The sequence below is a fragment of the Paenibacillus sp. TSA_86.1 genome (assembly GCF_052691815.1).
Genome location: NZ_JBQZGE010000016.1, coordinates 38714 through 63959 on the forward strand (window position 1 = coordinate 38714; position 25246 = coordinate 63959).

Below are 25246 nucleotides of genomic sequence, written 5' to 3' on the forward strand. Positions count from 1 at the left end.
TCTATTTGAGGATTCTTATTTTGCTGAAGGGGAGGTGAAATCCATTCCTCTTGTCGTTCGTTCAACCGTCAACGCTACAGGGGCAATTACGTTTACGGGCAATACTCTGGGATTAAGCCGTTCCGAAACGGTAGGGGTGCCGGGAACACAGGACAGTATCGGAGGATTTACAACGATCAACACAGCTTCCACTTTCGGGACGTATCCTGCTGGGACAACCAGCCTGTACCAGAGCAACAGCTCAGCAGCGATTCTGGTGCTGCCAGCAGGAAGTACGGTTCTTTATGCGGAGTTGATCTGGGGCGGAAGTTATATCAATGGTACAGTCAATCTGAGTGCTGCAATCAATAATCCGGTTTCGTTTACCACCCCTGCAGGTACGTTCAGTGTTACGCCAGACCCGGCCACATATAATCAGTTTGACCTTGGCAACAATGCAGCAGGGTATGTTCGCTCGGCTAACGTCACTACTCTTGTGCAAAATGGGGGAGCAGGTACATATGTCACCGGCGGGGTCGTGGGTACGATTGTGATCACTAATGATGCTACAGCCAACCATGCGGGTTGGACGCTGGGCGTCATCTATCAAAATGGCAATTTGCCTTTCCGAAACATGTCCCTACGTGCGGGAGGGGTACTGGTTCAAGCCTCTTCAGCGCCAGTTGTTACCACTCTTACCGGCTTTGCAACACCAGTTTCTGGAGCCTTAGGAGGTAGGGCGCTGTTCAGTGCGCAGGAGGGGGATGCAAACCGGACAGGAGATCAGGCGTTATTCGGAGCGACTTCCGCAACTTCAGTTGCATTGTCTGGGCCAAACAATCTGGCGGCCAATTTTTTTGCGTCACAGATTAACGGTGATACAGGGGCACTGAATACGACAGGAACCTTTGGAACCCGTAATCAGATCAATGGAGCACCAGGGACGAATATTGTCGGTGGGCGTCAGGGGTGGGATATCACGAATGTGGATGTTTCCGCAAGGCTGATTAACAATCAGTCTTCTGCCGTCTTAACACTAACCACCTCTGGTGATGCGTACATCGTGAATGGAAATGCCATACAAGTCGATATTAACGCACCGCGGATTACCGTAGCGAAGTCATTTACAGCAACGGGGGCCGTAGCGGGGGATACTGTCACGTATACAGCTACCATTACGAATGGCGGCTCGGCTAGTGCAGCCAGTGTAGTTCTGTCGGATACGCTGCCTGCCGGTTTAACCTTTGTACCTGGTAGCATCACGGTAGGTGGTGTGTTTAGGCCAACACTGGATGTGACATCAGGTATACCTTTAGGCTCTTTGGCCCTCAACAGCAGTGTTGTCGTAACTTACCGTGCTCAGATTACAAACGATACAAGCACTTTGCAACTCGTCAATTCTGCGAATGCCGCATTTACTTTTCAGAGCGTTGCGGGCGGCCCCATCATTAGTGGTGTCATTCCCTCTAATAATTCGACTCTTCCTGTCTATTCGCCGAACCTGTCGATCGTGAAATCTGCTAATTCAACTAATGCCACGGTGGGCGATCAAGTAACCTATACGTTACAGGTAACCAACGGAGGAAATGTAGGAGCAAATGTTACGATTGCTGATAATATTCCAGCGGGTAGTACTTATGTAGCTGGCAGTTTCCGTGTGAATGGAACGGTTGTTGCAGGAGCTAATCCGGCTGCAGGCGTTAATTTAGGTACACTGGCTGCAGGAAGTGTGACCACGATTACGTTCCAAGTACTGGTGACTAACTTGCCTACACCTCCTACTCTGGTTGACCAGGCAACGGCGACGTATTCGTTTAACTCACCAGACGGACGGACCATCACAGGGACGGCTGCATCCAATACACTCTCCATTCCGGCAACTTTGCCGAATGTTAACGTGGTTAAAACAGCAATGGTCACGGATGTTGCAGTAGGAGAAACGTTTACGTATTCGGTGGTAACAACGAACGGGGGCATACAGCCGATCAGCAATGTGATCCTGACGGATAGTCTTCCATCAGGATTGAGTTTTGTTCCCGGAAGTGTCACGGTTCGGGGCACGAGTGTACCGTCTGCTAATCCGGGAAGTGGGATCGCTCTGGGAACATTAAATGCGGCTACTTCCGCAACGGTGACTTTTCAGGTGAGTGTGCAATCCGTGCCTACGGGCGGATCACTGCTTAACCGGGCTGCTGTTTCTTACAGTTCAGGTGCATTTACTGGTATTTCGAATTCAAATTCCATAACAACCCCTGTGTATCAACCTGTCATTAATATCGTCAAATCGGCAAGTCAAACCAATGCAACGCTGGGGGATCAGCTTGCTTACACACTCGTTGTTAGCAACACCGGGAATATTGCCGTACAAGTTAATGTAACAGATACCATTCCGGCTGGGCTGACATTTGTACCCGATTCGGTAACGGTTAACGGCATAGCCAGACCTGGAACAAGTCCGCTGACTGGTATCACATTAGGAACGCTTGCGCCTTCGGGAACTGCGACCGTGGTGTTTCGTGCCACACTTGTATCATTACCTTCACCACCTGTTTTGGAGAACCAGGGAACAGCTTCTTATACGTATCAGCTACCAAGCGGGCGTAATCTGTCTGGCAGCTCATTTTCTAATATTGTTCGTATAGCTGCTTCAGCACCCAATATTAGCATATCCAAAACCGTAAATACGACAGATGCTACCGTTGGGGATGCTCTAACCTATACAGTTGTCCTTACGAATGCAGGAACAAATGCTGTACAGAATCTGATCCTTTCGGATACGCCGTCTACGGGTTCAGAATTCATACCAGGGAGTGTCACAGTCAACGGAGTGGTGCAAAGTAATGCAAGTCCAGTTGCCGGAATCGCTATCGGAACACTGAGTAGTTCCACGAGTGTAACGGTGAAGTATCAAACGAGGGTTACTGCTGTTCCTGCATCGGGTGTAGTAACCAACAGGGCAAGTGCTGCTTTTACATCAGGTAGCTTCAATGGTGTGTCTTCATCAGTAACGGTGAACACCCCGATCTATCAACCGGTCATTCAAGTGGTGAAATCGGCAAGTACAACGAGTCTGACCGTGGGAGACACCTTTAATTACAATGTCCAGATTACGAACACTGGTAACATCCCGGCAATTGTTACACTAACCGATCCGGTTCCTGCCGGAGCTATATTTGTCACCAATAGCGTCCTGATTAACGGGAATCCGGCCCCAGGTGTTAGCCCTAATACAGGAATCAATCTGGGAACATTAGCTGCCGGAGCATCAGTAACGTTGTCTTTTCTTGCAACGGTCACAAGTCTGCCTGATCCAAGACAGTTGATTAACCAAGCTGTGGCCTCATACAGCTACACCCTGCCAAGTGCAAGAGTCATCGCAGGTTTTGTTTCATCCAATACGGTCACCATCCCGGTGTCCTTGCCTAATGTCAGCATTGTTAAAAGTGACAACGCTGATTACGCGGTGTCCGGGGATGTGATCCGTTATACTTCTGTGATTCGAAACAATGGAACAACCGCTATCAACAATGTCGTGTTTATCGATCCGCTGCCTTCGAACACCCCATTTATACCCGGAAGTGTCCTGGTGAACGGCGTTGCATCACCGCTCTCCAATCCGACCGCCGGCATTCCAATCGGTACTTTGGCTCCAGGAGCTGAAGTAACCGTAACTTTTGAGGTGAGGATAACTATGCCGATCCCTTCGCAGATTAACAATCAGTCGACGGTCAGCTTTACTTCTGGCTCCTTTTCGGGTTCATCATCTTCGAATACAACGCAGACTCCTGTGATACAGCCGCAGATTGCTCTTGTTAAAACGGCAAACACGATAAATGCTACCGTGGGAGATACCGTTGTTTATACCATCACGGTGAGTAATACGGGTAACCTTCAGGCGAATGTTACTGTCACGGATACTATCCCGGCAGCGACAACCCTTGTGCCCAACAGTGTGGTTGTCTCGGGTGTTCCACAGCCGGGAGTTACGCCTGGCACTGGCATTCCAGTAGGTATTGTAGCGGCGGGTGCAACCGCAATTGTTACATTTGCGGTTGTTGTGGATTCCTTGCCATCCCCGCAGCAGCTTAGTAATTTTGCATCATCGACGTTTACTTTTACACCACCCGACGGACGAACGTTGACAGGAACAGCCACGTCCAACACACTTACTTTCCCTGTCTCATCCCCTAATGTAAGTGTGGTTAAAAGTACAATATCTACAGCCGCTACTGTGGGTGACACGGTGGTTTATTCCGTATTGGTGACGAACAGTGGTATTGCACCCGTGAACAGTGTGCAGTTTTCAGACCCTATTCCATCCGGAGGTTCATTTGTTACGGGCAGTGTAACAGTAAACGGTGTATCAGAACCGGCGGCAAGTCCATCAGGGGGAATACCGCTGGGTACCCTCGCGCCGGGCGCAACAGCAACCGTTACGTTTAGCATTCGTGTGAATGATATTCCTCCAAACAATCAGCTGAGTAACCGGTCAACCATCACCTTCACCTCCGGCACATTCTCAGGTACAACGTTTTCGAATACGGTGTTAACACCCGTATTTCAACCTGTATTAACAGCACAGAAAACGGCCAGCACACAGAATGCGACCGTAGGTGATACAGTCAGCTATACCATCAGTGTGAATAATCAAGGGAATTACGGAGCGCAGATTAATCTGACAGACAATTTGCCAGCGGGCACCGTGTTCGTTCCGAATAGTGTTATTGTGAACGGGCAGCCACTGCCAGCCGCCACTCCGGCGACAGGCATTGCAGCAGGGAATGTAGCTGCAGGAGCAACCACGACCATTACGTTTTCCGTTGTGGTTGAGACGCTCCCAAGTCCGCAACAACTCGTGAATCAGGCTTCAGTTGCATTGTCGTTCACATTGCCAGATGGAAGAAGTATTACCCGAGGAGTGCTGTCTAACGTTCTGACGATTCCGGTGTCTGCACCCGACGTGGCTGTTGTTAAATCCACAACGTCCACAGCCGCTTCTGTAGGCGATATCGTAACGTACAGCATTGCAGTGACCAACAATGGTATTGCCAATGTCAGCAATGTCATATTTACGGATGCTTTGCCTGTGAGTACAGTCCTCGCGCCGAGCGGTGTTTTTGTGGATGGCGTGTTACGCCCGAATGCAAATCCCTCCACGGGGATCACCCTCGGTTCCATTGCACCTGGAGTCACCGTAACCGTTGTATTTAGTGTGAGTGTTACAAGTCTGCCGGCGACGGCTGTTTTGAACAATCAATCAACAGTAAGTTTTACGTCAGGAGCTTTTTCTGCTACAACGTTCTCCAATACGGTCTCAACTCCGGTATACCAGCCGATCCTGGCTGCGGTTAAAACGGGAGATCAAGCCATTGCCACGGTAGGTGACACCGTCATCTACAGCATTGCTGTCACGAATACGGGAAACTATGGTGCTACGGTAACACTGACAGATACCATTCCTGCCGGTACAGAGTTTGTACCGAATAGTGTCATTATTAATGGAGCCTCCGCGCCTGGTGCTGACCCTGCCTCAGGTATTTCCCTAGGTGTGGTATCAACCACGACCATCGTCACCTTTTCAATTGTTATTACAACACTGCCCGTGAGCCAGTCCATTACGAATCAGGCGTCAGCTACCTTTACTTACACGCTACCGGATGGAAGAACACTTGGCGGAAGCCTTACATCGAACACACTAATTATTCAAGTATCCGCACCAAATGTCACCGTCGTGAAAACAACAACATCAACAGATGCCGTCGTAGGTGACACGATTGTGTATGAGATGGTTGTCACCAACAGCGGCATTGACCCGGTTAACAACATCGTTCTGACGGATCCTATCGACCCGGCGACCACGTTTGTTGCAGGAAGTGTCTTGGTTAACGGTACACCTCGTCCGTCGGCGAACCCTGCACTCGGGGTTGCGCTGGGTACCTTGGCTCCCGGAGAATCAATTGCGGTATCTTACGCTGTTCGCGTCAACTCACTTCCAACACTGCCGCAAGTTAGCAGTCAATCTTCTGTAAGTTTTACATCGGGTGTGTTCTCTGGAGCAGCGTATTCCAATACGATTGTCACGCCGATCTATCAGCCGATTGTTACTGTATCCAAAACAGCCAGCACATCGAATGCTACGATTGGCGATGACATTGTATATTCGTTCACAATTAACAACAGCGGAAACCTTGTTGCGAATCTTACATTAACCGATAATATCCCGACCGGGGCCGTGCTGTTACCGAACAGTGTCCTGATCGATGGTGTGCCACAGCCAGGTGCCAATCCTGAAACGGGTATCGTTGTAGGCAGCATTCCTCCTGGCGGATCAGTGAATGTAACGGTCACCCTAGGGGTTACGGTCGATTCACTGCCACAAAATCAGCAATTGAGCAACCAAGCCGTTGCGAACTATACATTTAGCCCACCAGACGGACGTGTATTAACTGGAACGGTATCTTCTAATGTACTTATTATTCCGGTATCGGCTCCTAATGTCGTTGTTGTCAAAAGCACCAGTGCTATTGATGCCGTGGTCGGTGATGTAATCACGTATACGGTGGTAGTTACCAATAGCGGCATAGAAACAGTGAACAATGTTGTCATGGTTGACCCTGTACCCGCCGGAACTGTCTTTGTGCCGGGAAGTGTGGTAGTAAACGGTGTGGCGAGACCAACAGGTAATCCGAATACAGGTATCACACTGGGTTCCATTGCTGCCGGAGCTTCTACTACAGTTACATTCAATGTAGAGGTTGTGGTGATATGAGCGAGATTCCAGGTACGTTGTCCCACTGGTTAAAGAATCAGTCCCTGGTTCGATTCAGCTCGGGTACGACTGAACTGGAACAGGTGGCTTATTCCAACACGGTAGTTACGCCATGGATTGGCCCCCGAATCAAAGTAAGCAAAAGTTGTAATACAACAACAGCTGTTCTGGGTCAGTCGCTGACTTATCAGATTGAAATCATGAATTCGGGAAACCGCACGGCAATTGTCCGTGTGGTGGACCCGCTTTCTCCTGAAACTTCACTTCTGCCGAACAGTGTGCTGCGGGATGGCATCCCATTGCCAGGAGTCTCTCTTACGCAAGGACTGCCTCCTGCGGAGATTGTACCGGGCGCAGTGCTGACTTATCACTTTCAGGTAGTCATTGTGCGAGTGCCCCCGGCTCTCCAGTTGCTGAATCAGGCAGAAGTGAACTACGAGTTTGTTACCACAGAAGGAAGAACGGTTAACGGGACGGAGAAGTCTAACGTTGTTGAAATTGGTATTGAAACGTCACGGCTCGAAGTGAGTTTGCAAGTCGAACGAAGCCACACCTTTGCTGGAGATATCCTGATGTACACCGTTTTGGTAAATAACCCGGGTTTTGCTGTGGCGACAAATACGGAGTTAATGGCGACGTTGCCAGCAGGTGTCATCTTTATCCCGGCGAGTGTGACGATTAACGATATGTTCGCACCACAGGTCACACCGGATACGGGAATTGATCTTGGAGAGATTGGGCCAGGAAGTGTTATGCGTGTGCAATATCGTGTACAGGTAACAGGTGGCCAAGGAGTGAGCCAATTATCGAGTGAAGCCGTTTTGAAATACATCGTCGCAGGCAGACGAGAAACCGTTTATTCCAATGTGGTCACCATCCTGATCGTCGAACCCCAGATATCCGTCGTTAAAAGTGTATCGTCTGCTACAGCAATACCCGGAGATCGGGTGCGCTATCATATCAAGGTGTCTAACAAGAGTAATTATGCAGTGGATGCCAAACTACAGGATGTTTTACCAGAAGCGCTACCCTTTGTTGAAGGTAGTCTAAGTTGGAATGGAGTCAAGCGCCCGGGTGCAAACCCAAATAAAGGGGTGGATCTGGGTACGTTAACTGCCCGCTCTGAGCTACATATTCAATTTGAAGCTCTAGTTGAAGGGGCTATGGGAGCAACAGATACCATGATTACAGATCAGCGCAGTTTTGTGAATCGGGCAGTTTTGCTCTACACATTCCGTTTGCCAGATTCTCGTATGGTTCAGCGAAAACTTCTTTCCAATGAAGCTGTTCTCGAGCGTAGGGCACCTGTGATCCAGGTTCATGTCGAGACTTTCCCTGCCATTGTAGAACAAGGAGGTACAGTAACTTTTAAAGTAAGAGTTATGAACACAGGATCGTTGTCTGCTCGTGTACAACTAGGTAATATTCTGCCTCAAGGTGCCAAATGGGTGGGCCAGGAGGACGGTCAGATGCAGTTAAATGTACCGGAGTATTCGGCCCCAAGGTATCTCCACATCGGTGAGCTGGGGCCGGATTCCGAAAAAGAATTAGCCTATCTTGTACAGCTGGCGCCTGAACAAACGGGTATAGAGCAGGGGTATTTAACGGCCCTCTACACATATGAGTGGAACGGACAAAAACGTTCAGGAGAGTCTAGATCGAATGAGTACAGCATTCTGGTAGAGAATCGGGATGAGTAGTGAAGATGAGTTGAAGAAGGGGAATACATGTCGAGATACACCGAGTATTTTGCCGAAAAAAAGGTGTAATGACATTACACAAACGTAAATGAATGGTATACTAATTGAATATGCACTCGGCAAACAACCGTGGAATCGGGACGTCGGAGTAGAGGAGGCAGCCGCATTGGCGAAAGCAAAAGTCGCAAAAAGACCCACACGGGATGAGTTTGAACTGGAGGAGTTGGGGAATCAACTCGTGGAGGCTTTTCATGAACGCTCAGAAGTGTTATTGACGGTCTGGGGTAAGGAAGTCCAGGTGCAAGGTATTATTGTGAAAATGGATTCCCGCACGCGCCTTGTTCATGTTGAGCATACGGAAGAAGAATTTACGGCGAAAGTGCCATTTTTGGATATTATGCAAATACAGTCGCCGCGTTACTGATTTAAAAATAAGAAAACAGCATTTGAACAATAGGGCATTCGCCCTGTCAAAGTTTCGTTCTCTGCATAAGATAACCCATACCTGTTGCAGAGGAGGTACAATCAATGAGCGAAGTTTTAGGTGGAGAAACAAGAGGTTACGGCTATGGTGGTTTCACTTCTGTAGGCGCAATTCTGGTTCTGTTCATTCTGTTGGTCATCATCTCCAAAGCGTTCTTGGTATAATCATTTTCTTCAAAATGATAAAGGAAGCTCTGTCGTTACGACAGAGCTTCTTTTTATTCCGGCTCGTCTCAATTCACCATTGACGAATAATGTAGAATAAGCGGGTGTAAGTCGTTTTCATGTTATGTTAAAATATAATCATTCCACAGAAAGAAAGAGGTGCTTATAATGAGCCAAGAACTGACTGCGTCTTTGAACGAGCAGATGAACTTTGAGTTTTACTCCGCTCATGTATACATGGCGATGGCCGCATATTGTTCCAGCAAGAGTCTGGATGGATTTGCTAACTTCTTTATCGTACAAGCGGAAGAGGAACGTTTCCACGGCATGAAAATTTATAAATTCTTGAATGATCGTGGACACCGGGCTACACTGGCAGCAATGCCTGAGCCGAAGAACGAATACAGCTCTATGCTGGATGTGTTTGAGCATGGTTATGCGCATGAGCAGCAAAATACGAAGAAATTCTATGCTCTGGCGGATATTGCGCTGAACGAGCGTGAACACGCTACAATGTATTTCTTGAAGTGGTTCATTGATGAGCAGGTTGAAGAGGAAGCTTTGTTTGATAACATCATTCAGAAGCTGCGCCGCATTGAAAATGACAGCAATGCTTTCTACATGCTGGATGCAGAATTCGCTAAACGTTCATTTACGGCTCCTGCGGAGTAAACAGGGTAGAACGTCTGAATAAAAAGGGAACAAGTACATACCGTAGACCATGTTGCAGCTTCTTAGCAGGACGGCTTGACCATTTTACGAAATGATCCATTCCTCCTCAAGTTGTAACATTTACGGAAGAAAGCTTGCATACGTGCAAGCTTTTTTGCTGTCTCCAGATTTATGGAATAAAAGAAGTCTATCAAAATACTAAAATAGGGTAATAAAGGTTATGTCAACATTGATCTATCCTTAGGGGCATTTATTCCAGGCCAAATCTATCAAAATCGTATTCATTTTTAAGTTTATCTGACAAAAGTGTAACTCTACCGTAGCATTTGAAGCGAGAAGAGAGGGTAGTGTCTCTGATACTATTAAAATTAATCGCCATGGGATACGAGTAGAAACGATTTACACACCCGGGGAAAAACACACATAAGGGAGACTTTTATTATGCTGAACATTCGTAAATCATTCATCGCTACATTTGCTATTTTCCTTCTGTTACCACTGATATTTATACCGCACTCTGCTTCGGCTGCAGCGTCATCTACTGAGAAAGCAGCCAGCAAGGCCAGTGGCAAAATTGTATATCTGACATTTGATGATGGTCCCACGGCGCATACCGGTAAACTTCTCGATATTCTGGATCAATACCAAGTCAAAGCTACTTTCTTCATGCTTGGGCCTCATATGGAACAATATCAGAAAGCTACGCAACGTATTGTAAAAGAAGGTCACGGGCTCGGATTACATGGTGTAACCCACGTACCGAGCAAGTTTTATAAATCGGCTTATAGCGGATTAAAAGAAATGCAACAAGCGAATGAAAGTTTGAACAAAGTTGCCGGTGTTAAAACGAGCCTTGTTCGTACACCGTACGGTAGTAAACCTTATATGAAACCAGCTTTCCGCAACGTGCTTCTTGCTCAAGGAGGATTTCATCTGTGGGATTGGAATGTCGATTCACTGGATTGGAAATACAAGAAAGATCATCAGAAAGTGTACAATAATATTATGCAGCAGGTTCATAATGTGAATAAAAATGGCACTCATCCTGTTGTGCTTATGCATGATCAGGAAGCCACTTTGAAAGTACTGCCTCAAGTGTTAAAAACGCTGAAGGCTGAAGGATATCAATTCGAAATTTTAACCAAAAACGTACAGCCGTTGAATTTTTGGAATGACAAGCGTTAATTGCTGCAGGTATCGGGAAACGAGTCAGTTCCATCTTTAGGAGGTACACATCATGAAAAAACAAACGTTATGGATGACAATTCCGGTGACGACAGCCGTTCTGCTTGCGCTGGCTGGATGCGGTGGGCAAGACTCCAATCAGGCGTTGCAGGGCAGCTCATCTTCAACAACCGCCGGAGAACAGAATCCGTCAGAAAGTGGCACGACTGTGTCACCGAATTCCGGGAATCAAGGCGGATCAGCGAATACAGATTCAGGCCATGCAAGTAGCAGTACAGCGGGAAAAGAAGGCACAGACGCATCAAACACCAATGGAAGTAGTTCGCATTCGAAATTGTCCGATACAAACGAGGTTGTGAAGGCGGTCCGCGGTGAGTTGAAGATGCAAGGTGCTCTGCTTCCAACGTCATTTCCACTGTCTAAAGACCAATATTTGGGCGCAGTTATCACAACGAACACGTCGGATGCATTACATGTGAACTTCTACACAGCGGGTAAAGCAGTAGCATTAAATGACTCTCTGTTAACAAGTTCGAATAGTAAAATGCCTTGGCTAGCCAGCTACGAAGTAAAAACGTATAAGAATCCGAACCAAACCGATGTTTTTCCCGATACGGATCTGAAGAACATTCCTAAGGATATGATGGTTGAGCTGGGGCACGGAATCCAAGGTATGATGGAAGGCGCTGCCGGAAGTCAGTACCTGACCTGGAAGGAAGGTCGATGGACGATGCAGATTCGCTCCGTCTCTGAGGATCAGATGAACAATACAGGGATTGCGAAGAAGATCGTCGAATATCTGGAGAAACACATGCTGCCCGCTCCCAAATATAAAGGGTTTGTGAACGTGGAATACGCAAGTGGAGGCAAAACGGTTCATGTGACTATTTCATGGCAGGATGGCAAACAAATCCATCAGTTGAAAACAGAGCAGGTACCGCTGGATGCTCTCGGCATGGTAGTATCGGTAAAATAATATTTTTTTTCTGGAATATAGGCATGGGTAAAGGAATGCTCAATTCATAAGTGAAATGCAAAAAAGCTTGGCTCATGAAGAAATTCTTGAGTCAAGCTTTTTGCTATTTGAATGGTATTCAAGGCAAGGTCTGCTGTCTTTTCTCAGCGGCCATAACGGTTCTTTCACTTGAACCATCCTTTCTCTTTGGAACGGGTGATGGCCTCGATGCGGTTACTAGCATTTAATTTATTGAGAATAATAGAGATGTAATTCCGAACGGTTCCCGTCGTGATGAACAAATGCCCGGCAATTTCCTTGGTATTTTTCCCATCAGCCATGAGGCCCAGTACAGCATGTTCACGTTCAGTTAACGGGTTTTCCTCCACATAAGCCTCATCGACCAGATCGGGTGCAAATATACGTCTTCCACTCATGACTTGACGAATGGCTTCGGCCAACTCTTCAATCGGGCTGTCCTTGAGAAGATAACCGCGTACTCCGCCTTTGAGTGCACGTTCGAAATATCCGGTTCTTGCAAATGTCGTAAGGATAATGACTTTGCAGTTCATGCCTTTAAGTTCCTCGGCAGCTTCGAGCCCGCTCTTCACAGGCATTTCGATGTCCATCAAGCAGATGTCTGGCGCATGTTGCTGCACAAGGGCAAGGGCTTCTTGACCATTGCTGGCTTGTCCAACCACCTCCATATCTTCTTCCAGATTAAGCAGAGAAGATAACGCGCCAAGCATCATCCGCTGATCTTCAGCAATGACGATTCTAATCATTCTTCATCCTCCTTCACAGGTTTGCGTACCAGCTTGGGCACATGGATGACAAGCACCGTGCCTTCCATTTCCGTACCTGTTCGAATGTCCATGTAGCCGTTCACAAATTCCAGTCGTTCTTTCATACCAAGAATACCGGTTCCTCGCAGGTTTTGCTTACGTGTGCGCTCGATGCCTATCCCGTTGTCATGCACGGTTAAAAGATTGTGGGAGGGGGTTTCCTCAATACTAATCGTACATGTGGTTGCCTGACTGTGCTTGACCACATTGGTCACCGCTTCTTTCAAACACATTCCCAGCACATTTTCATTCAATTGAGATGTATCCTGCAGCTTAGGATTTCCTTGTAAAATAAACGCAATGGAAGCGGCTTTTAAAATTTGTTCCGCACGGAATAGTTCATCAACCAGCTGTGTTCCACGCATCGTCGTGACCATCTCACGAACTTCCTTCAGGGCTGTACTTGCCGTCTGCCTGAGCTCATTCAATTCAACGAGCGCTTGATCAGGATTTTTGCGGAGCAAGCGCTTGGCCAGATCGGTTTTGAGTCCGATCAGAGAAAGCTTCTGACCGAGCGTATCGTGCAAGTCGCGTGCAATCCGCTGTCGTTCTTCCATTTTCACCAGGTCATCCAGTCGTTTGTTTGCATTCTCCAGTTCACCTTCCAGTTGTTCACGTTTGTTTTTATTGTACGTGCTAATCGGAAGGAGGATAGAGGCCATCAGACTAATAAAGATAAATGGGAATTGGCTGAGCAGCATCGAGTTTTGATTGATGAAACTGTAATTAACCGTCAGGAAACTTGCACCGAGATTCACCGAGTAGAGGGTGAAAAAGCCGGCTTTATTTTTAATATTGCCAATAAAAAAAGCTAGAAACAATGAGAAATAGGCATAATCATACGCAATAGTCATCGTAATGGATATGGCAATCAGCAATCCGATCCACATGTAAATCTGCCAGCCTTTGGTGATGAAGGCAAGGAGGTAACATGCAAAAAATACCAGAATGATGATAATGCCAGTTACCAGTGTCCACAATTGCGAATATTGAGAGATGTAATAGAAGGGCAGAATGAAAAAGACGAGCCATACGTAAGGATTCAAGCCTGTATTTTTATAAAAAAGTTGCGACCACTTCTGAATAAGATTCTCCTCCTTGAAAAGGTGTTACTCCACTTTAGCTTGACTGTAGCATGACTATCGTCTGAATACAAGAAAACGAATCCGACAGAGCCTAAGGCTTCTCTGTCAGACCCGCTTGATTGGTAACCCGGATCGGGTTCGGAACGTAATTTTTGCGTGATGATTGTTTCAGCTCTCTGAAACTGATAAATTCTTTGTTTTGCTCATCCCACAGACGGAAACGAAGCGCAACCAGGCTGGAACGTAGCGTAATGGTTGTTGCCTTCTGCAAAGGCGGCGTTGAATTATGTGCTTCTTCCAGATAGTAGTTCGGTACACGTGGGCTTAGATGATGCACATGATGGAATCCGATATTTCCGCTAATCCATTGCAGTAGCTTAGGCAGTTTGTAATAAGAGCTTCCTTCTACGGCTGCTTTGACATAACTCCATTCATCTTCGTGTTCGAAATACGTTTCTTCAAACTGGTGCTGTACATAGAACAACCAGATGCCGAAGAAACCGGAGAAGAAAAATACAGGTGCCTGCACCATAACAAAAGCCTGCCATCCAATCAGCCAGCACATAAAGCTATACAGCGCAATGATTAAAACCGTTGTTAAATGGGTATTAATTCTTTCCTTGCGTCTTGCCGCTTTGCGGTTAAAACGATAAGCAATCAGAAATACATAAATGGGTCCGATACAAAACAGGACGACCGGATTCCGGTATACACGGTAAAAGATACGCATCCATGGCGTGGCAGACTTGTATTCATCTACCGTCATCACCCAAATATCACCTACACCGCGTTTGTCGAGATTACCGCTTGTTGCGTGGTGAATGGAATGCTCTGCTTTCCATTGCTGGTAGGGTGTGAGGGTTAATACACCGGTGATGGTGCCCAAAATATCGTTGGCCCGTTTGCTTTTGAAGAATGAACCATGGCAACAGTCATGGAAAATAATAAACGTTCGCAGAACAAATCCCGAAGCCACCAGTGCGATAGGAAACGTGAGCCAGTAGGAGATCGATAAGCTGTAATAGGCGGCTGCCCACAATACGAAGAGCGGGAGCAATGTATTGATTAATTGACGAATGCTAAGTTTGAGATCGTTTTTTTCAAAAGGCGTAACTTCTTTTTTAAGCGCCATTTCTTTGCTTCTACTCATTCATGTTCCCCCTTAATCGGTACAGCTATGATCGGCTGTAACCTGACGATTCCCGGTAGGACTTTCCTTATGGGAAGCGTTTTTATCATTGTAAAAGAATACGTACATGAGCGTAAGTCATAAACGTCAGCCTACTGTAATGACAAATATCAATAATGAACCATGACATTTGTCATGGTCATGTTCAGTGACAGGGATAAAAAGTAGCTAAAAAGTGAAGATTTATTTTTCCTTTGTACAAATTGCGTAACAATTTGTATTATGTATACAAATTTGTTGAAGAGCGTGGTAAAATCTATCCTGAAGTGTATTTGACAGGTTATCAGATAAGTTTAGATTATTTTTGGATGGATTGGATGGAGCGCTGAATGAAAAGAAGAATCACGGATATTTTATTTATTATGGCTGGTGCCTTCCTGTTTGCGCTGGCGGTGAACTTGTTTGTCATCCCCAACGATCTGGCAGAGGGTGGCGTAACAGGTATCACGATCATTTTGTATTATCTGTTTCACTGGTCTCCCGGACTGATGAACCTGATCCTCAACGGTATTCTACTACTCGTAGGTTATAAGTTCTTGGATCGAACAACGACAGTATATACTATTATTGCGGTTATCTTTAACTCGCTGTTCCTGCACCTGACAGAAAGCTGGAGCATTGCATCAGATGAGCTGTGGGTTAATACCATTTTTGCAGGTGTGTTTGCCGGCCTCGGGATTGGTTTGATCGTCAAAGTCGGTGGCACAACAGCAGGCACGGTTATTCTTGCGCGATTGGCTAACAAATATTTGGATTGGAATATCAGCTACGGTTTGCTGTTCTTTGATCTGATTGTAGCGTTCTCGTCCTACTTTATCATTGGGCCACAGGGTCTGATGTGTACGATTGTACTGTTGTTTGTTGGAACTAAAACGATGGAGTTCATTATTGAAGGATTGAATCCGAAAAAGGCCGTCATGATTATCTCTGCGAAACAGGATGAGATTGCGAAGCAGGTTATTGAAAAAATGGATCGTGGTGTCACCGTCCTGTCGGGTCATGGCTACTATACAAAGAATCCGAAAGAGATTCTGTATATTGTGATCAGCAAACAAGAGGTTCCGATGCTTAAGAAAATTGTACGGGCTGAGGATGAGATTGCATTTATCACCATTCATGATGTGCGTGATGTATTCGGGGAAGGTTTTATCGAACTTTCGAAGTCATAATATTTTGATACAGCCAAGCTCAAAAGGACGAAGCGGAGAAGTTTTCTGTTTCGTCCTTTTAGCCGTTATTAGGTAATGTAAAATCTGATAAACCATAGAAGTCATTGTTGGTTGTTGCGTACCTTGCAATTCAGGATTGTGCAAATGTCATTTCGATGACATCTTTTGGCGGAAAATATGCTGTACACCACTCTATAGTGGATGCTATATTGAATTTAATTCGTTAAGAAACTTAACTAACTATAAACTGGAGGTGATAAAATGGCTGGCACACCGCAATATATCCGGAACCTGAATGAAAACCTGATTATGGATGCCTTGATTACTCAAGGCTCCATGTCCAGAGCGGATATCAGCCGTCACACAGGACTTAGCAAACCAACGGTATCATCAGCGGTGGAACATCTGATCGAGCGTAATCTGGTGAAGGAGACAGGCAGGGCTGACAATGCTCAAGGGCGCAAAGCTACATTAATCCAATTTAATGAAATGGCGTATTATGTCTGCGGTGTTGATATTGGAGCTACACAAATTCGGATTGCTTTATCTGATCTGAGTGGGCAGATCATTGCCTATGCTACCTATCCCCCAATGGATCGAGACATGGAAGGAATGCCAGAGCGGGGACCCGAGCAATCCTATGGAGATACAGAAACCGATAGCGGGATTGTGACATCAGACTCGTCTGAAATGCCTGTACTACATAAGCTGTACAGTTATGTCGATCAGTTGCTTCAGAAAAACTGCCTTCAGTGGAACGATATTCGCTGTATCGGATTTGGGATTCCCGGTGTTGTCTTGCCCGAATCAGGAAAGATTAGCCGGATTGTAGACCCGCTTGCGGGCATGGAGCAGCAATTCTCTCGTGAGGCCTTAGCCAGTGCTTTTCCATGTGATGTCCTTCTGGATAATGATGTGAATCTCGCTGCGCTCGGTGAATACAGAAGGGGGGCTGCGATGGAGTCGCGTTTGTTCGTATTTTTCTCGATTGGGGCGGGAACGGGTGCAGGCATCATGGTGCATGGGCATTTGCTTCATGGTCTGGGTGGATTAACCGGTGAAGTCGCTGAGATGCGGATGGAAAATGGCCAACGTTTGGAGGATGTATTGTCGGCTGAGGGGTTGATGCAACTCGCGAATAGACATCATCAGAAGAAGGGTGAAGCATCAGACTTGCATGCTACAACTCTTGATTCTCATAATGCTAATCGCTCGCCTAAGGCCATCTTTGAGGCGGTTCGTCGTGGAGAGATTTGGGCTATCGATATCATGAAAGAGTACATTCAGATGATCGCTTCGGCGCTTCGGCAGATTAGTACGTTACTGGCCCCAGAACTGATTGTACTGGGAGGAGGCATAGGTGGGAACGGTGATGTATTGTTGCCTTTACTCAGGGAAGCTGTCGCCGAGCAATTTCCGGTGCAGCCACAGCTGATATGTTCGGATCTCGGAGAGCGAGCCGTCGTTACAGGGGCTGTGCAAGTGGCACTGCAACAGACATTGTTGAAGCTCCAACAAGAGGCACTTGTGTAATAGCATCCATAGAAGTAAAAATGCTTCGGAAGCTTTTAATAAAAAAATCAGGAATATATCTGCCAAGGAGGAAGTGGAATGACAGAAAGAATGGACGAGAATGCTTCATGGGTTGCCGGTGTTGATATTGGAGGCACCAAAACGCTGATGTTATTATCCACCCGGAAGGACGGGGGGCAAGTTCACGAGCGCAGACTGCCAACGCAAGCGGCTGATCAACCGGAACTGTTTTTCCAGTGGTTGTTTGCCGAATTAAAAACATTCTGTGAGGAAGTTGGTTGTTCTTGGGATCAGCTCGCTGGTGTGGGACTGGGATTCCCGGGGGTTGTTTTGCAGGATGAAGGCGTACTTCGTAACGCTCCTGCGTTTCAGTGGCCTGAAGAGGACATACGGCCTACAATCTCCAAGTTTTACAATGGAAAGATCGTTTTGGATAACGATGTGAACATGGCAGCCATGGGAGAAGTGGATCAGGGTGCGGCCAAAGGTCATCGTCATAGTGTAATGGTAACTGTGGGCACAGGTATTGGCGCTGCCCTCGTCCTGAATGGAGAGTTATACAGTGGACAGCACGGGGCCGCTGGAGAGATTGGACATTTTATCACAGGTGACGAGGGACTGACTTCCGAATATGTAGCAGATGGCGATGCATTCGGGGTATTTGAACAAGTTACGTCTGGCACAGGAATTACGGAGCGGGCGAGGCGTTATTTTACAGCTGGTCAAGGAAGTGAACTATCCCTGATCTGGAGTCTGGCCGGGGGCGAGGTACAGCAGATTGAAGCAAGGCATGTGTTCAAGGCAGCAGAATCAGGCGATGTAGCTGCACTTGAAATTCTGGAACTGCCTATGCGTTATATGGCAAGGGGACTCGCTAATATTACAGCATTGTTAAATCCCTCCATTATTGTGCTCGGCGGAGGTGTCGCTGCATCCAATCCAACGTATTATCTGAATGAAGTTCAGGCTCGGCTGAAACGTTATGTTGTACTTCCGGTCCAAGTGGTCATTGCAGAGCTTGGCAATAAAGCTGGGGCAATCGGAGCGCTTGCTTCCATTAGACGTTACCTTCTTCGTAAGTAGCGACCAGTAACAGGACCATACACCTAGACTACAGAAATAAAAGGATGGAGATCCGGATGAGAGATAGACATATGACGGCTAATACAAAAAAAACAAAAGCCGAATGGAATGAAGCAAAAGCTGTATTAATTAAATTGCAGGGTTTATATCTGTTTATGGGACTTGCTGGTGGAATATTTAATCCTTACATCAATCCGATTTTGGTTGCACAGGGCTTTTCGAGTAAAGAGACCGGATTTATCATGGCTTTCGGAACATTAATATCCATCATTCTCCAGCCTATCTGGGGGATTATGGTGGATAAATTCAGGAAGACACGCCTTGTACTTGTGATTAGCCTGCTTGTTCCGGCGGCTTTAGCATACTTTTATAATATTCAGATATACATTATATTAATTTTGATTTATACTTTATGCACTATATTTCAAGTGACACAGATACCTGTAGCTGATTCCTATGCGGTAACGGCAGCAAGAGCGGCGAATACCTCTTACGGTATGATTCGACTGTTCGGAAGCCTGGGGACAGGGCTTGGCGGATTCGCTGCAGGGATGTATCTCACCCAGTTTTCCATTCATATGTTATGGCTCCCCTTTCTATTTTTTAACATCTTGAGCGCGATACTGGCGGGCACACTCCCCAAGCAGACGAGCATCTCCTCGTCCTCGGTAACCTTCTCCGTAGGTTTGGCAAGATTACTTCGAAACCGTACATTCCTTCTCTTTCTCACCGGTTGTTTTCTGGTGAATCAGACGCTGACGGCGTTTAACTCCTTTTTTGTTATTTCATTTCAGATGGCTGGCGGCTCGGTTGCGTTAACGGGCACAGCTCTTCTGATCGCATCCATCACCAATGTTCCATCCATGCTGGCAGCCGCATATATACTTCGGAAGTGGGGTCATGAGCGCACCATGCTACTGGCGGCAGGGGCTTATATGCTACGCTGGGGAATTCAGTGGTTATGGCCTAATCCAGAAGTGATGATTGGTGTTCAAGTGTTGCACGGATTATCCTTTGGATTCTTTTATATCGCGGCCGTGGAATATGTAGCTTCCGTTACTGGACGTGAAATGCAGGCTACGGGCCAAAGCTTGTTCAACATGGTGTTTGCTGGACTGGGCGGTATTGTGGGTAACATGCTTAACGGTTATTTACTGGATACAGGCGGACCGTCGATGATGTATCTGGCTTGTACAATCAGCGCCGCGATGGGTGCGGTTATTCTGTATATCGTCAGCAGGAAGGCCAAAGAACAGAGAAGGGCTTACCCGCTAGATTAGGTTTTGCTGGAGTGGCTGAAAGAGGGTTTAGGCGTGTTATGGGTGTGACTTCTGGAGATGATGTCTAGCCCCTACAACAAAATATGAAGTTAATCAGAACTTTCGCTATATGAGCAGAGTGCAAATTCTCATTCTCTACATAGCGGAGGTTTCTTGTTTTATTAGGCTACCAGGAAGTGAAATGGTAACACAGTTAGAAGATAATCAACCTGCTCTATCCTATAAATATCAAAACAGGGGGATAATATGGTTCAATATGGACAACAATTCTGGGGTTCCGCGGAGCTTAATCGCGAAGTGGACATTACAACAGATAACCATACCTTCGCCTTCAATGTGGATGGTTCGGCATATTCGTTTGTCATTCCAACAGGAAGCTACATAACTAGTAGGAACAGACATGAGTCAGAACTTGTCCAGACGATGGCAAGGACAGCTGAAGATCTGAATTGGCCTGTACAGTTCAAACTGGGCGGCATTCATAATGATAAGAAATTTAATGTATTAATTCTGGAACATCTCGACAAGAGTAAAGGGTATGTGTTGGATGAATTTGGGGAAAGTGCAGTAGATACACTTTTTGGAGAAATTCGTTTTAATCTTCCGCCAAGAAATTAGACGAGTAACATCTTTATAGATTGTTTACCAATCGACCGCTGATCAGGCGGTCTTTTTTATTTTCACAAATAGAACATAACAACTTTGAAAGTGAAAATTTTGAACGGGGAAATACACCGGCACATTACATCTTCTCGGATAGTTAACTGACTCGATGATTCCGGTACATTTATGACAGTACACAGATTGGAACTTTAGTTAATGTATATTACCAAAGCGGAATTATATCCGTTACAATTGAAGTTATATCAGATGATACAGCAAAATCAGATCACCGAACTGATGCAAAATGAAGGCATTGGCGCAGTACAGGTTTTGCCCGAAAGTCTGAAAGCAGCTAGTGTTATATTTTCGACGTTGCCGATCCTGCTTGTATATCCGTTGTTGCAGCGCTTCTTCATCAGCGGTGTTATGGCAGGTGCTGTTAAAGGTTAACGTCTTAGGAGGTCATAGGACATGACACAACCAATGGTAAAGATGATGTCAAACCAACAGCAACATCTGGTCAGGCAATCTATGGCGATGATGGATCGTTTTTATGACGATGAAGTCGCATTGCTTCGCAGCTTTGAAGATGATTCATCGCAGTACGGCACACGGGGGAGTGCGCATTATGCGCTGGGCTTACTGATTCGTCAGGAGTCCGGCGATGTGGGAAAGGCTATACGTGTGCTTCATAAGGTGCTCGACTATCAATATGATGCGCCGGAAGAAATCTATCACGGTACCTTTGCGACGCAGACGAACGACGAGCATCCGCCTATAGGGCATTATGCATGGAAATCATTTGCGCCAGGCACAGCTTATTTCCTGGAACGCACCTTTGAGAAGGTGTCTGCGCAGTTCATTCATAATCTGCAGCAAGAAAATGATTTGTTAAAGGAAGGCGCAGACATTAAACAATTGAGAGAACTGTTTGATGCGTCAGTGAACGCCGTGTTGCCTCCGGTCTGGATCAGCTATGATCCGAATTGGCGGGAATTTATCGCATGTGTATGTGCGATAGCGACAGCCGAGTTTGTGGAACTTCTGCCAGATGAGCTGATACAGCGAATGGATGAAGCGATGGAACGCGCTGTTCAGGGTTCCGTGGAACGCAGATTGTCGGATGTGATTCCGATGAACACGAACATTGAGCTGATGCATATTTTTATCACCCATTATTATGGACATCGGTTCCAGCGGACAGACTGGATTCAACATGCAGATGAACAGGCTGAAGGTCTGTTGCAGGAATTTGACGAGTATGGTGGAACGTTTGCCGAGTTCAATACAACGACTTATTACGGAGTGGATCTCGCCGTACTTGGTATGTTCAGAAAGTATGCCATAACTGAACGTATGACTGAAATTGCACATCGGATTGAACATGGATTATGGAACAATATAGCGCTGTTTTATAATGCGAATCTGGAAAATCTGTCGGGCCCGTTTGCACGAGCGTATGATATGGAGATGCGTGAGCACAGCTCGATCGGCGTGTTTCTCTATCTTTTACTAGGAGAAGGTTACGAGTATTTAACGGGCATGAATTGCGAATCGGGTCATGATCCGATGATTGCGCTATTGGGTATTGATGTCCCTGCTCAGGCTGTACCTTATTTCCAAGCTCATCAAGGGGATCGGCTCGTGCGAAAACAGTTCATGGAGCTGTGTGAACGTAATGACCCGAAAGCGAATCGTAATTTGTGTACAGCTTCGGCCTGGATTGGTGAGAAACGTATGATGGGAGCCTTGTCCGGTAGCCGCAATACGAACGGCCAGATGCATCCAGCGACGATTCATTGGCAGACCGATACAGGGGAGCGGTATTACTTGCGTCTGATTCGGCGTGAAACAGGTGGAGACTGGAACAGCCATCTGCGAGGCATTACATTCGAAGCGGAGGTAACCCCTGAATCATTGAATGTGGATGTGCAGCTGGATACGGCGGAAGAGATTGAAGTTTATTTCGAAATTAGAGGACCCAATCTGCTTCCTCAGAATTTACAGCGAGAGCGGTGGGAGCTTCCGGGACTGACTTGTTCTGTAAAAGCGGAAGCGCCTGAACCAACGGTTTTGATGTATACCGATTATGCTGAAATAATCTATCGCTATATTCCGGGTGCGACAGAGAAGCGGATGAGGTTTGAACTCGAAGTTAGTGAGTAGATCAATGATGTGAGACGGCTATTATAGGGCTAGAAAGAAGACTATGATTAAGCATTTATGGCTACGGTAGGGTGAAATTACGGAAGGAGGAAGGGGAGAGTAAATATATACCGACAAGAAAGAATTCTCCTTCTCGACATGCTGGAATATCAAGCGGCGTACGGCGGGACAGGGTATGATTGAAGAGATTCTGTCGCTTGGTTTCAGGCAGGTAGAGTTAAATTATAATGTGACAGATGAGTTATTGCAGACGGTTGAACCGATGATTGAACGTGGTCAAGTGGGGTATCAAGTGTGCATAACACGTTTCCGCATGTAGCCGATCCGGATTATGGAACGGATTCGGTGCTGCTTGGATTCGAGGATGAACCGCGGCGCAAACGGGCCATTGAACTGCTACTTCGTTCCGCCGAATATGCTCATCGCTTTGGTGCGAAGGCGGTTGTTGTACATCCGGGCGAAGTACCGTTCGAGTATAACATCGATGAAGCTTTGAAAAAAATCTATCACGAGCAAGGCAAGGATTCCCCGGCCTATCAATCGTTGTGGCAGGAGATGCTGGAGAAACGGAATGCTGGCAGTGAACGTTATCTGAGACGTATCCAGGAAAGCCTGGAAGAGGTATGTAATCTGTCGGAGCAGCGTGGATACGGTGTGAACTTCGGAATTGAGACTAGTTCTCGCTGTTACCAGATGCCTACACTACAGGAATCGGGCACCATTATCGGTCAGATGAAGGGCGCTCCACTTGGATTATGGTACGATATCGGCCATGGAATGATGATGGATCGGATGGGGCTATATGATAATGTGCGTGAAGCGAACGTCGGGAGAAAAAGATGCAGCCGAATGAAGGGTGATGCAGTAGTGAACATAGGGAAGAGTGGAATGAGGAGTATGTACGGAATTTTAGCATAAAAGAGTAGGGTGAAGTACGAGAGCAAGAACAGAGCAGAGCAAGTAAAAAGAAGTCAGAAGAAGGCAAGAGAAGTCCCAGGAAGGTAAAAGTAAGATTTGAGTGTTGCATGACAAAAAATGATCTCCAACTAAGCAGTATGAAAAAAAGGACCAGTTTTATTAGCATTACAGGCTAGGTGAAACTGGTCTTTTTTTATATCAGATGTACCCCTCTTCCATATCGATGGAGCGGAACGGTGATAGGAAAACAACAACGTATCAGATACTAATAACAAAAGCGAGTTCACATCCTTACTCTTAAATTTCTAACGATCACCAGGAACCTTATTTTCTCCATATAGACTGATATGAAAATCTAACGATCACCAGAGAGCTTATTTCGTTATTTCAGTAACTTTTGGGGTGTATCTAGGCCTTTTTTCGGAAAATAGCGTCACCTGAGATCGTTAGAATTTTAAAATGAACCAAAAGGTTAAAATAAGCTCTCTCACGATCGTTAGAGTTTGATTGCCTTCATACCCACACCCGCACGCTCAACGCAACTTGCATCCCATCATACCCGAACCAGCTCCAGTTCACCCCACATATCTGCGCCCCAGAGAAAGCGTGCCCGGTAAAACCAGCATTTCACCACAGTCCAATCACAATTGACTCAACCGGTACACTCCAATTTCCATTAAACGATTTCTGCAGAATTCATGAATACACCTTTCTTTTGAAAAAGTCACCCTTCCTTTCACTCATACATCCGTCGTTCCAATTCAGCAAAAGTAATAGCAGGATCATCACAGGAGTTGTCGATATATGCAACAGATTCCGCTGGAAGCGGCCAGGCCACTTGTTTTCGATCAAGAGAAGCACGGAACGCATCCCAGTTAGCTAGTTTCCATTCATCTAGTGGAGAGTGTCTTGCTGTAATTCGTTGATGATACAATGCCTCGTCCTGCAAATAAATGTAAGCGACTCGAACATCGGTGTCAATAAGGGAACGGCCAATGCGTGCGAGTTCCTGTTCAATCCAATTGGGTGTCTCGGTCTCTTTGGTAAAAGGCCCAACCACGAGAGTATCTACATCAAGCTGCACGTTGTCCAGAGCGGCGTCCATCGTGATTCGATAACCCAAATCACGGCACAGCCGTTTGTATTCCGGTGAATCCCGATCTGATGGATCAAGCCCTTGTAACGTCATGATTGCCTCAGCTGCTGGACGAAGCAGGATATCCATATCCAGAAAGGCTGCTTTATATTTACGCGAGAGCGCTTTGGCGAGCGTAGTTTTGCCACTTCCGGCTCCGCCGAGAAAGAAAATAAGTTTACTTTTGCTCATGCGAGAATGTCTCCTTTAATTCTTGATATCGGTCTGTCTAAATCTGTGAAGATGGAAAAAATCTATTCACAATTCAAGGCTAGATAGAGGTATTTTAACATAAATATATTAATTGGGTGCTGGACATATAAGGAATTATA

At 46.3% G+C, this 25246-nt stretch carries 17 protein-coding genes and 2 pseudogenes; 15 read left to right on the forward strand and 4 right to left on the reverse strand.

Going from position 1 to position 25246, the window contains the following annotated elements; all coding sequences use genetic code 11:
* Nucleotides 1–34: 34 nt before the first annotated feature.
* The 7 genes from ACUTVW_RS22850 (at nucleotide 35) to ACUTVW_RS22880 (ending at nucleotide 11929) form a co-directional block, all read left to right on the forward strand.
* Nucleotides 35–6748, forward strand: a complete 6714-nt coding sequence (locus tag ACUTVW_RS22850; RefSeq protein ID WP_445647871.1) for a DUF7507 domain-containing protein — start codon at nucleotides 35–37, stop codon at nucleotides 6746–6748.
* Complete coding sequence (locus ACUTVW_RS22855; protein ID WP_445647872.1) at nucleotides 6745–8448, forward strand: DUF11 domain-containing protein; 1704 nt, start codon at nucleotides 6745–6747, stop codon at nucleotides 8446–8448. Before ACUTVW_RS22850 ends, ACUTVW_RS22855 begins: the two co-directional genes overlap by 4 nt.
* Before the next feature lie 166 nt (nucleotides 8449–8614).
* Nucleotides 8615–8872, forward strand: a complete 258-nt coding sequence (locus tag ACUTVW_RS22860) for a YolD-like family protein (protein ID WP_434753006.1) — start codon at nucleotides 8615–8617, stop codon at nucleotides 8870–8872.
* A gap of 104 nt (nucleotides 8873–8976) precedes the next feature.
* The gene (locus tag ACUTVW_RS22865) at nucleotides 8977–9096 is read left to right on the forward strand and encodes a hypothetical protein (protein WP_017688846.1); all 120 of its coding nucleotides are present in this window, start codon (nucleotides 8977–8979) and stop codon (nucleotides 9094–9096) included.
* Nucleotides 9097–9264: 168 nt separating this feature from the next.
* Nucleotides 9265–9768 carry a ferritin gene (locus tag ACUTVW_RS22870; RefSeq protein WP_441923752.1) on the forward strand — a complete coding sequence of 168 codons (504 nt, stop codon included), beginning with the start codon at nucleotides 9265–9267 and terminating at the stop codon, nucleotides 9766–9768.
* Nucleotides 9769–10209: 441 nt separating this feature from the next.
* Nucleotides 10210–10953 carry a polysaccharide deacetylase family protein gene (locus ACUTVW_RS22875; RefSeq protein ID WP_445647873.1) on the forward strand — a complete coding sequence of 248 codons (744 nt, stop codon included), beginning with the start codon at nucleotides 10210–10212 and terminating at the stop codon, nucleotides 10951–10953.
* Nucleotides 10954–11005: 52 nt separating this feature from the next.
* A complete protein-coding gene (locus tag ACUTVW_RS22880) occupies nucleotides 11006–11929 on the forward strand; it encodes a hypothetical protein (protein ID WP_445647874.1) in 924 nt (307 codons plus the stop codon).
* A 164-nt stretch (nucleotides 11930–12093) separates the two neighbouring features.
* On the opposite strand, the gene ACUTVW_RS22885 is transcribed toward ACUTVW_RS22880, so the two are convergent.
* The 3 genes from ACUTVW_RS22885 to ACUTVW_RS22895 form a co-directional block, all read right to left on the reverse strand.
* Nucleotides 12094–12693, reverse strand: coding sequence for a response regulator (locus tag ACUTVW_RS22885; protein ID WP_441923746.1), 600 nt, complete (start codon nucleotides 12691–12693; stop codon nucleotides 12094–12096).
* A complete protein-coding gene (locus ACUTVW_RS22890) occupies nucleotides 12690–13838 on the reverse strand; it encodes a histidine kinase (protein WP_445647937.1) in 1149 nt (382 codons plus the stop codon). The genes ACUTVW_RS22885 and ACUTVW_RS22890 overlap by 4 nt, the downstream gene beginning before the upstream one ends.
* A gap of 91 nt (nucleotides 13839–13929) precedes the next feature.
* A complete protein-coding gene (locus ACUTVW_RS22895) occupies nucleotides 13930–14988 on the reverse strand; it encodes a fatty acid desaturase (protein WP_445647875.1) in 1059 nt (352 codons plus the stop codon).
* A 368-nt stretch (nucleotides 14989–15356) separates the two neighbouring features.
* On the opposite strand from ACUTVW_RS22895, the gene ACUTVW_RS22900 reads away from it, so the two are divergent.
* From ACUTVW_RS22900 to ACUTVW_RS22935, 8 genes and pseudogenes are all read left to right on the forward strand, one after another.
* Nucleotides 15357–16196, forward strand: coding sequence for a YitT family protein (locus tag ACUTVW_RS22900; RefSeq protein ID WP_445647876.1), 840 nt, complete (start codon nucleotides 15357–15359; stop codon nucleotides 16194–16196).
* Between the two features lie 261 nt (nucleotides 16197–16457).
* Nucleotides 16458–17729 (forward strand): ROK family transcriptional regulator, encoded by a 1272-nt coding sequence (locus tag ACUTVW_RS22905; RefSeq protein ID WP_445647877.1) that lies wholly within the window; start codon nucleotides 16458–16460, stop codon nucleotides 17727–17729.
* Between the two features lie 78 nt (nucleotides 17730–17807).
* Nucleotides 17808–18812: an ROK family protein gene (locus ACUTVW_RS22910; RefSeq protein ID WP_445647878.1), complete on the forward strand. Its 1005-nt coding sequence runs from the start codon at nucleotides 17808–17810 to the stop codon at nucleotides 18810–18812.
* A gap of 56 nt (nucleotides 18813–18868) precedes the next feature.
* Entirely contained in the window at nucleotides 18869–20092 is a 1224-nt protein-coding gene (locus tag ACUTVW_RS22915; protein WP_445647879.1) for an MFS transporter, read from the forward strand.
* 246 nt (nucleotides 20093–20338) lie between these two features.
* Nucleotides 20339–20710, forward strand: coding sequence for a hypothetical protein (locus ACUTVW_RS22920; RefSeq protein ID WP_445647880.1), 372 nt, complete (start codon nucleotides 20339–20341; stop codon nucleotides 20708–20710).
* 198 nt (nucleotides 20711–20908) lie between these two features.
* Nucleotides 20909–21145: pseudogene (locus ACUTVW_RS22925) on the forward strand (ABC transporter permease); the annotation flags it as partial.
* 21 nt (nucleotides 21146–21166) lie between these two features.
* Nucleotides 21167–22861 (forward strand): hypothetical protein, encoded by a 1695-nt coding sequence (locus ACUTVW_RS22930; protein ID WP_445647881.1) that lies wholly within the window; start codon nucleotides 21167–21169, stop codon nucleotides 22859–22861.
* Nucleotides 22862–22964: 103 nt separating this feature from the next.
* Nucleotides 22965–23686, forward strand: a pseudogene (locus ACUTVW_RS22935) (TIM barrel protein); the annotation flags it as partial.
* 829 nt (nucleotides 23687–24515) lie between these two features.
* Here the strand turns inward: ACUTVW_RS22935 and ACUTVW_RS22940 are convergent.
* Nucleotides 24516–25106 carry an AAA family ATPase gene (locus ACUTVW_RS22940; protein ID WP_445647882.1) on the reverse strand — a complete coding sequence of 197 codons (591 nt, stop codon included), beginning with the start codon at nucleotides 25104–25106 and terminating at the stop codon, nucleotides 24516–24518.
* Nucleotides 25107–25246: the final 140 nt, after the last annotated feature.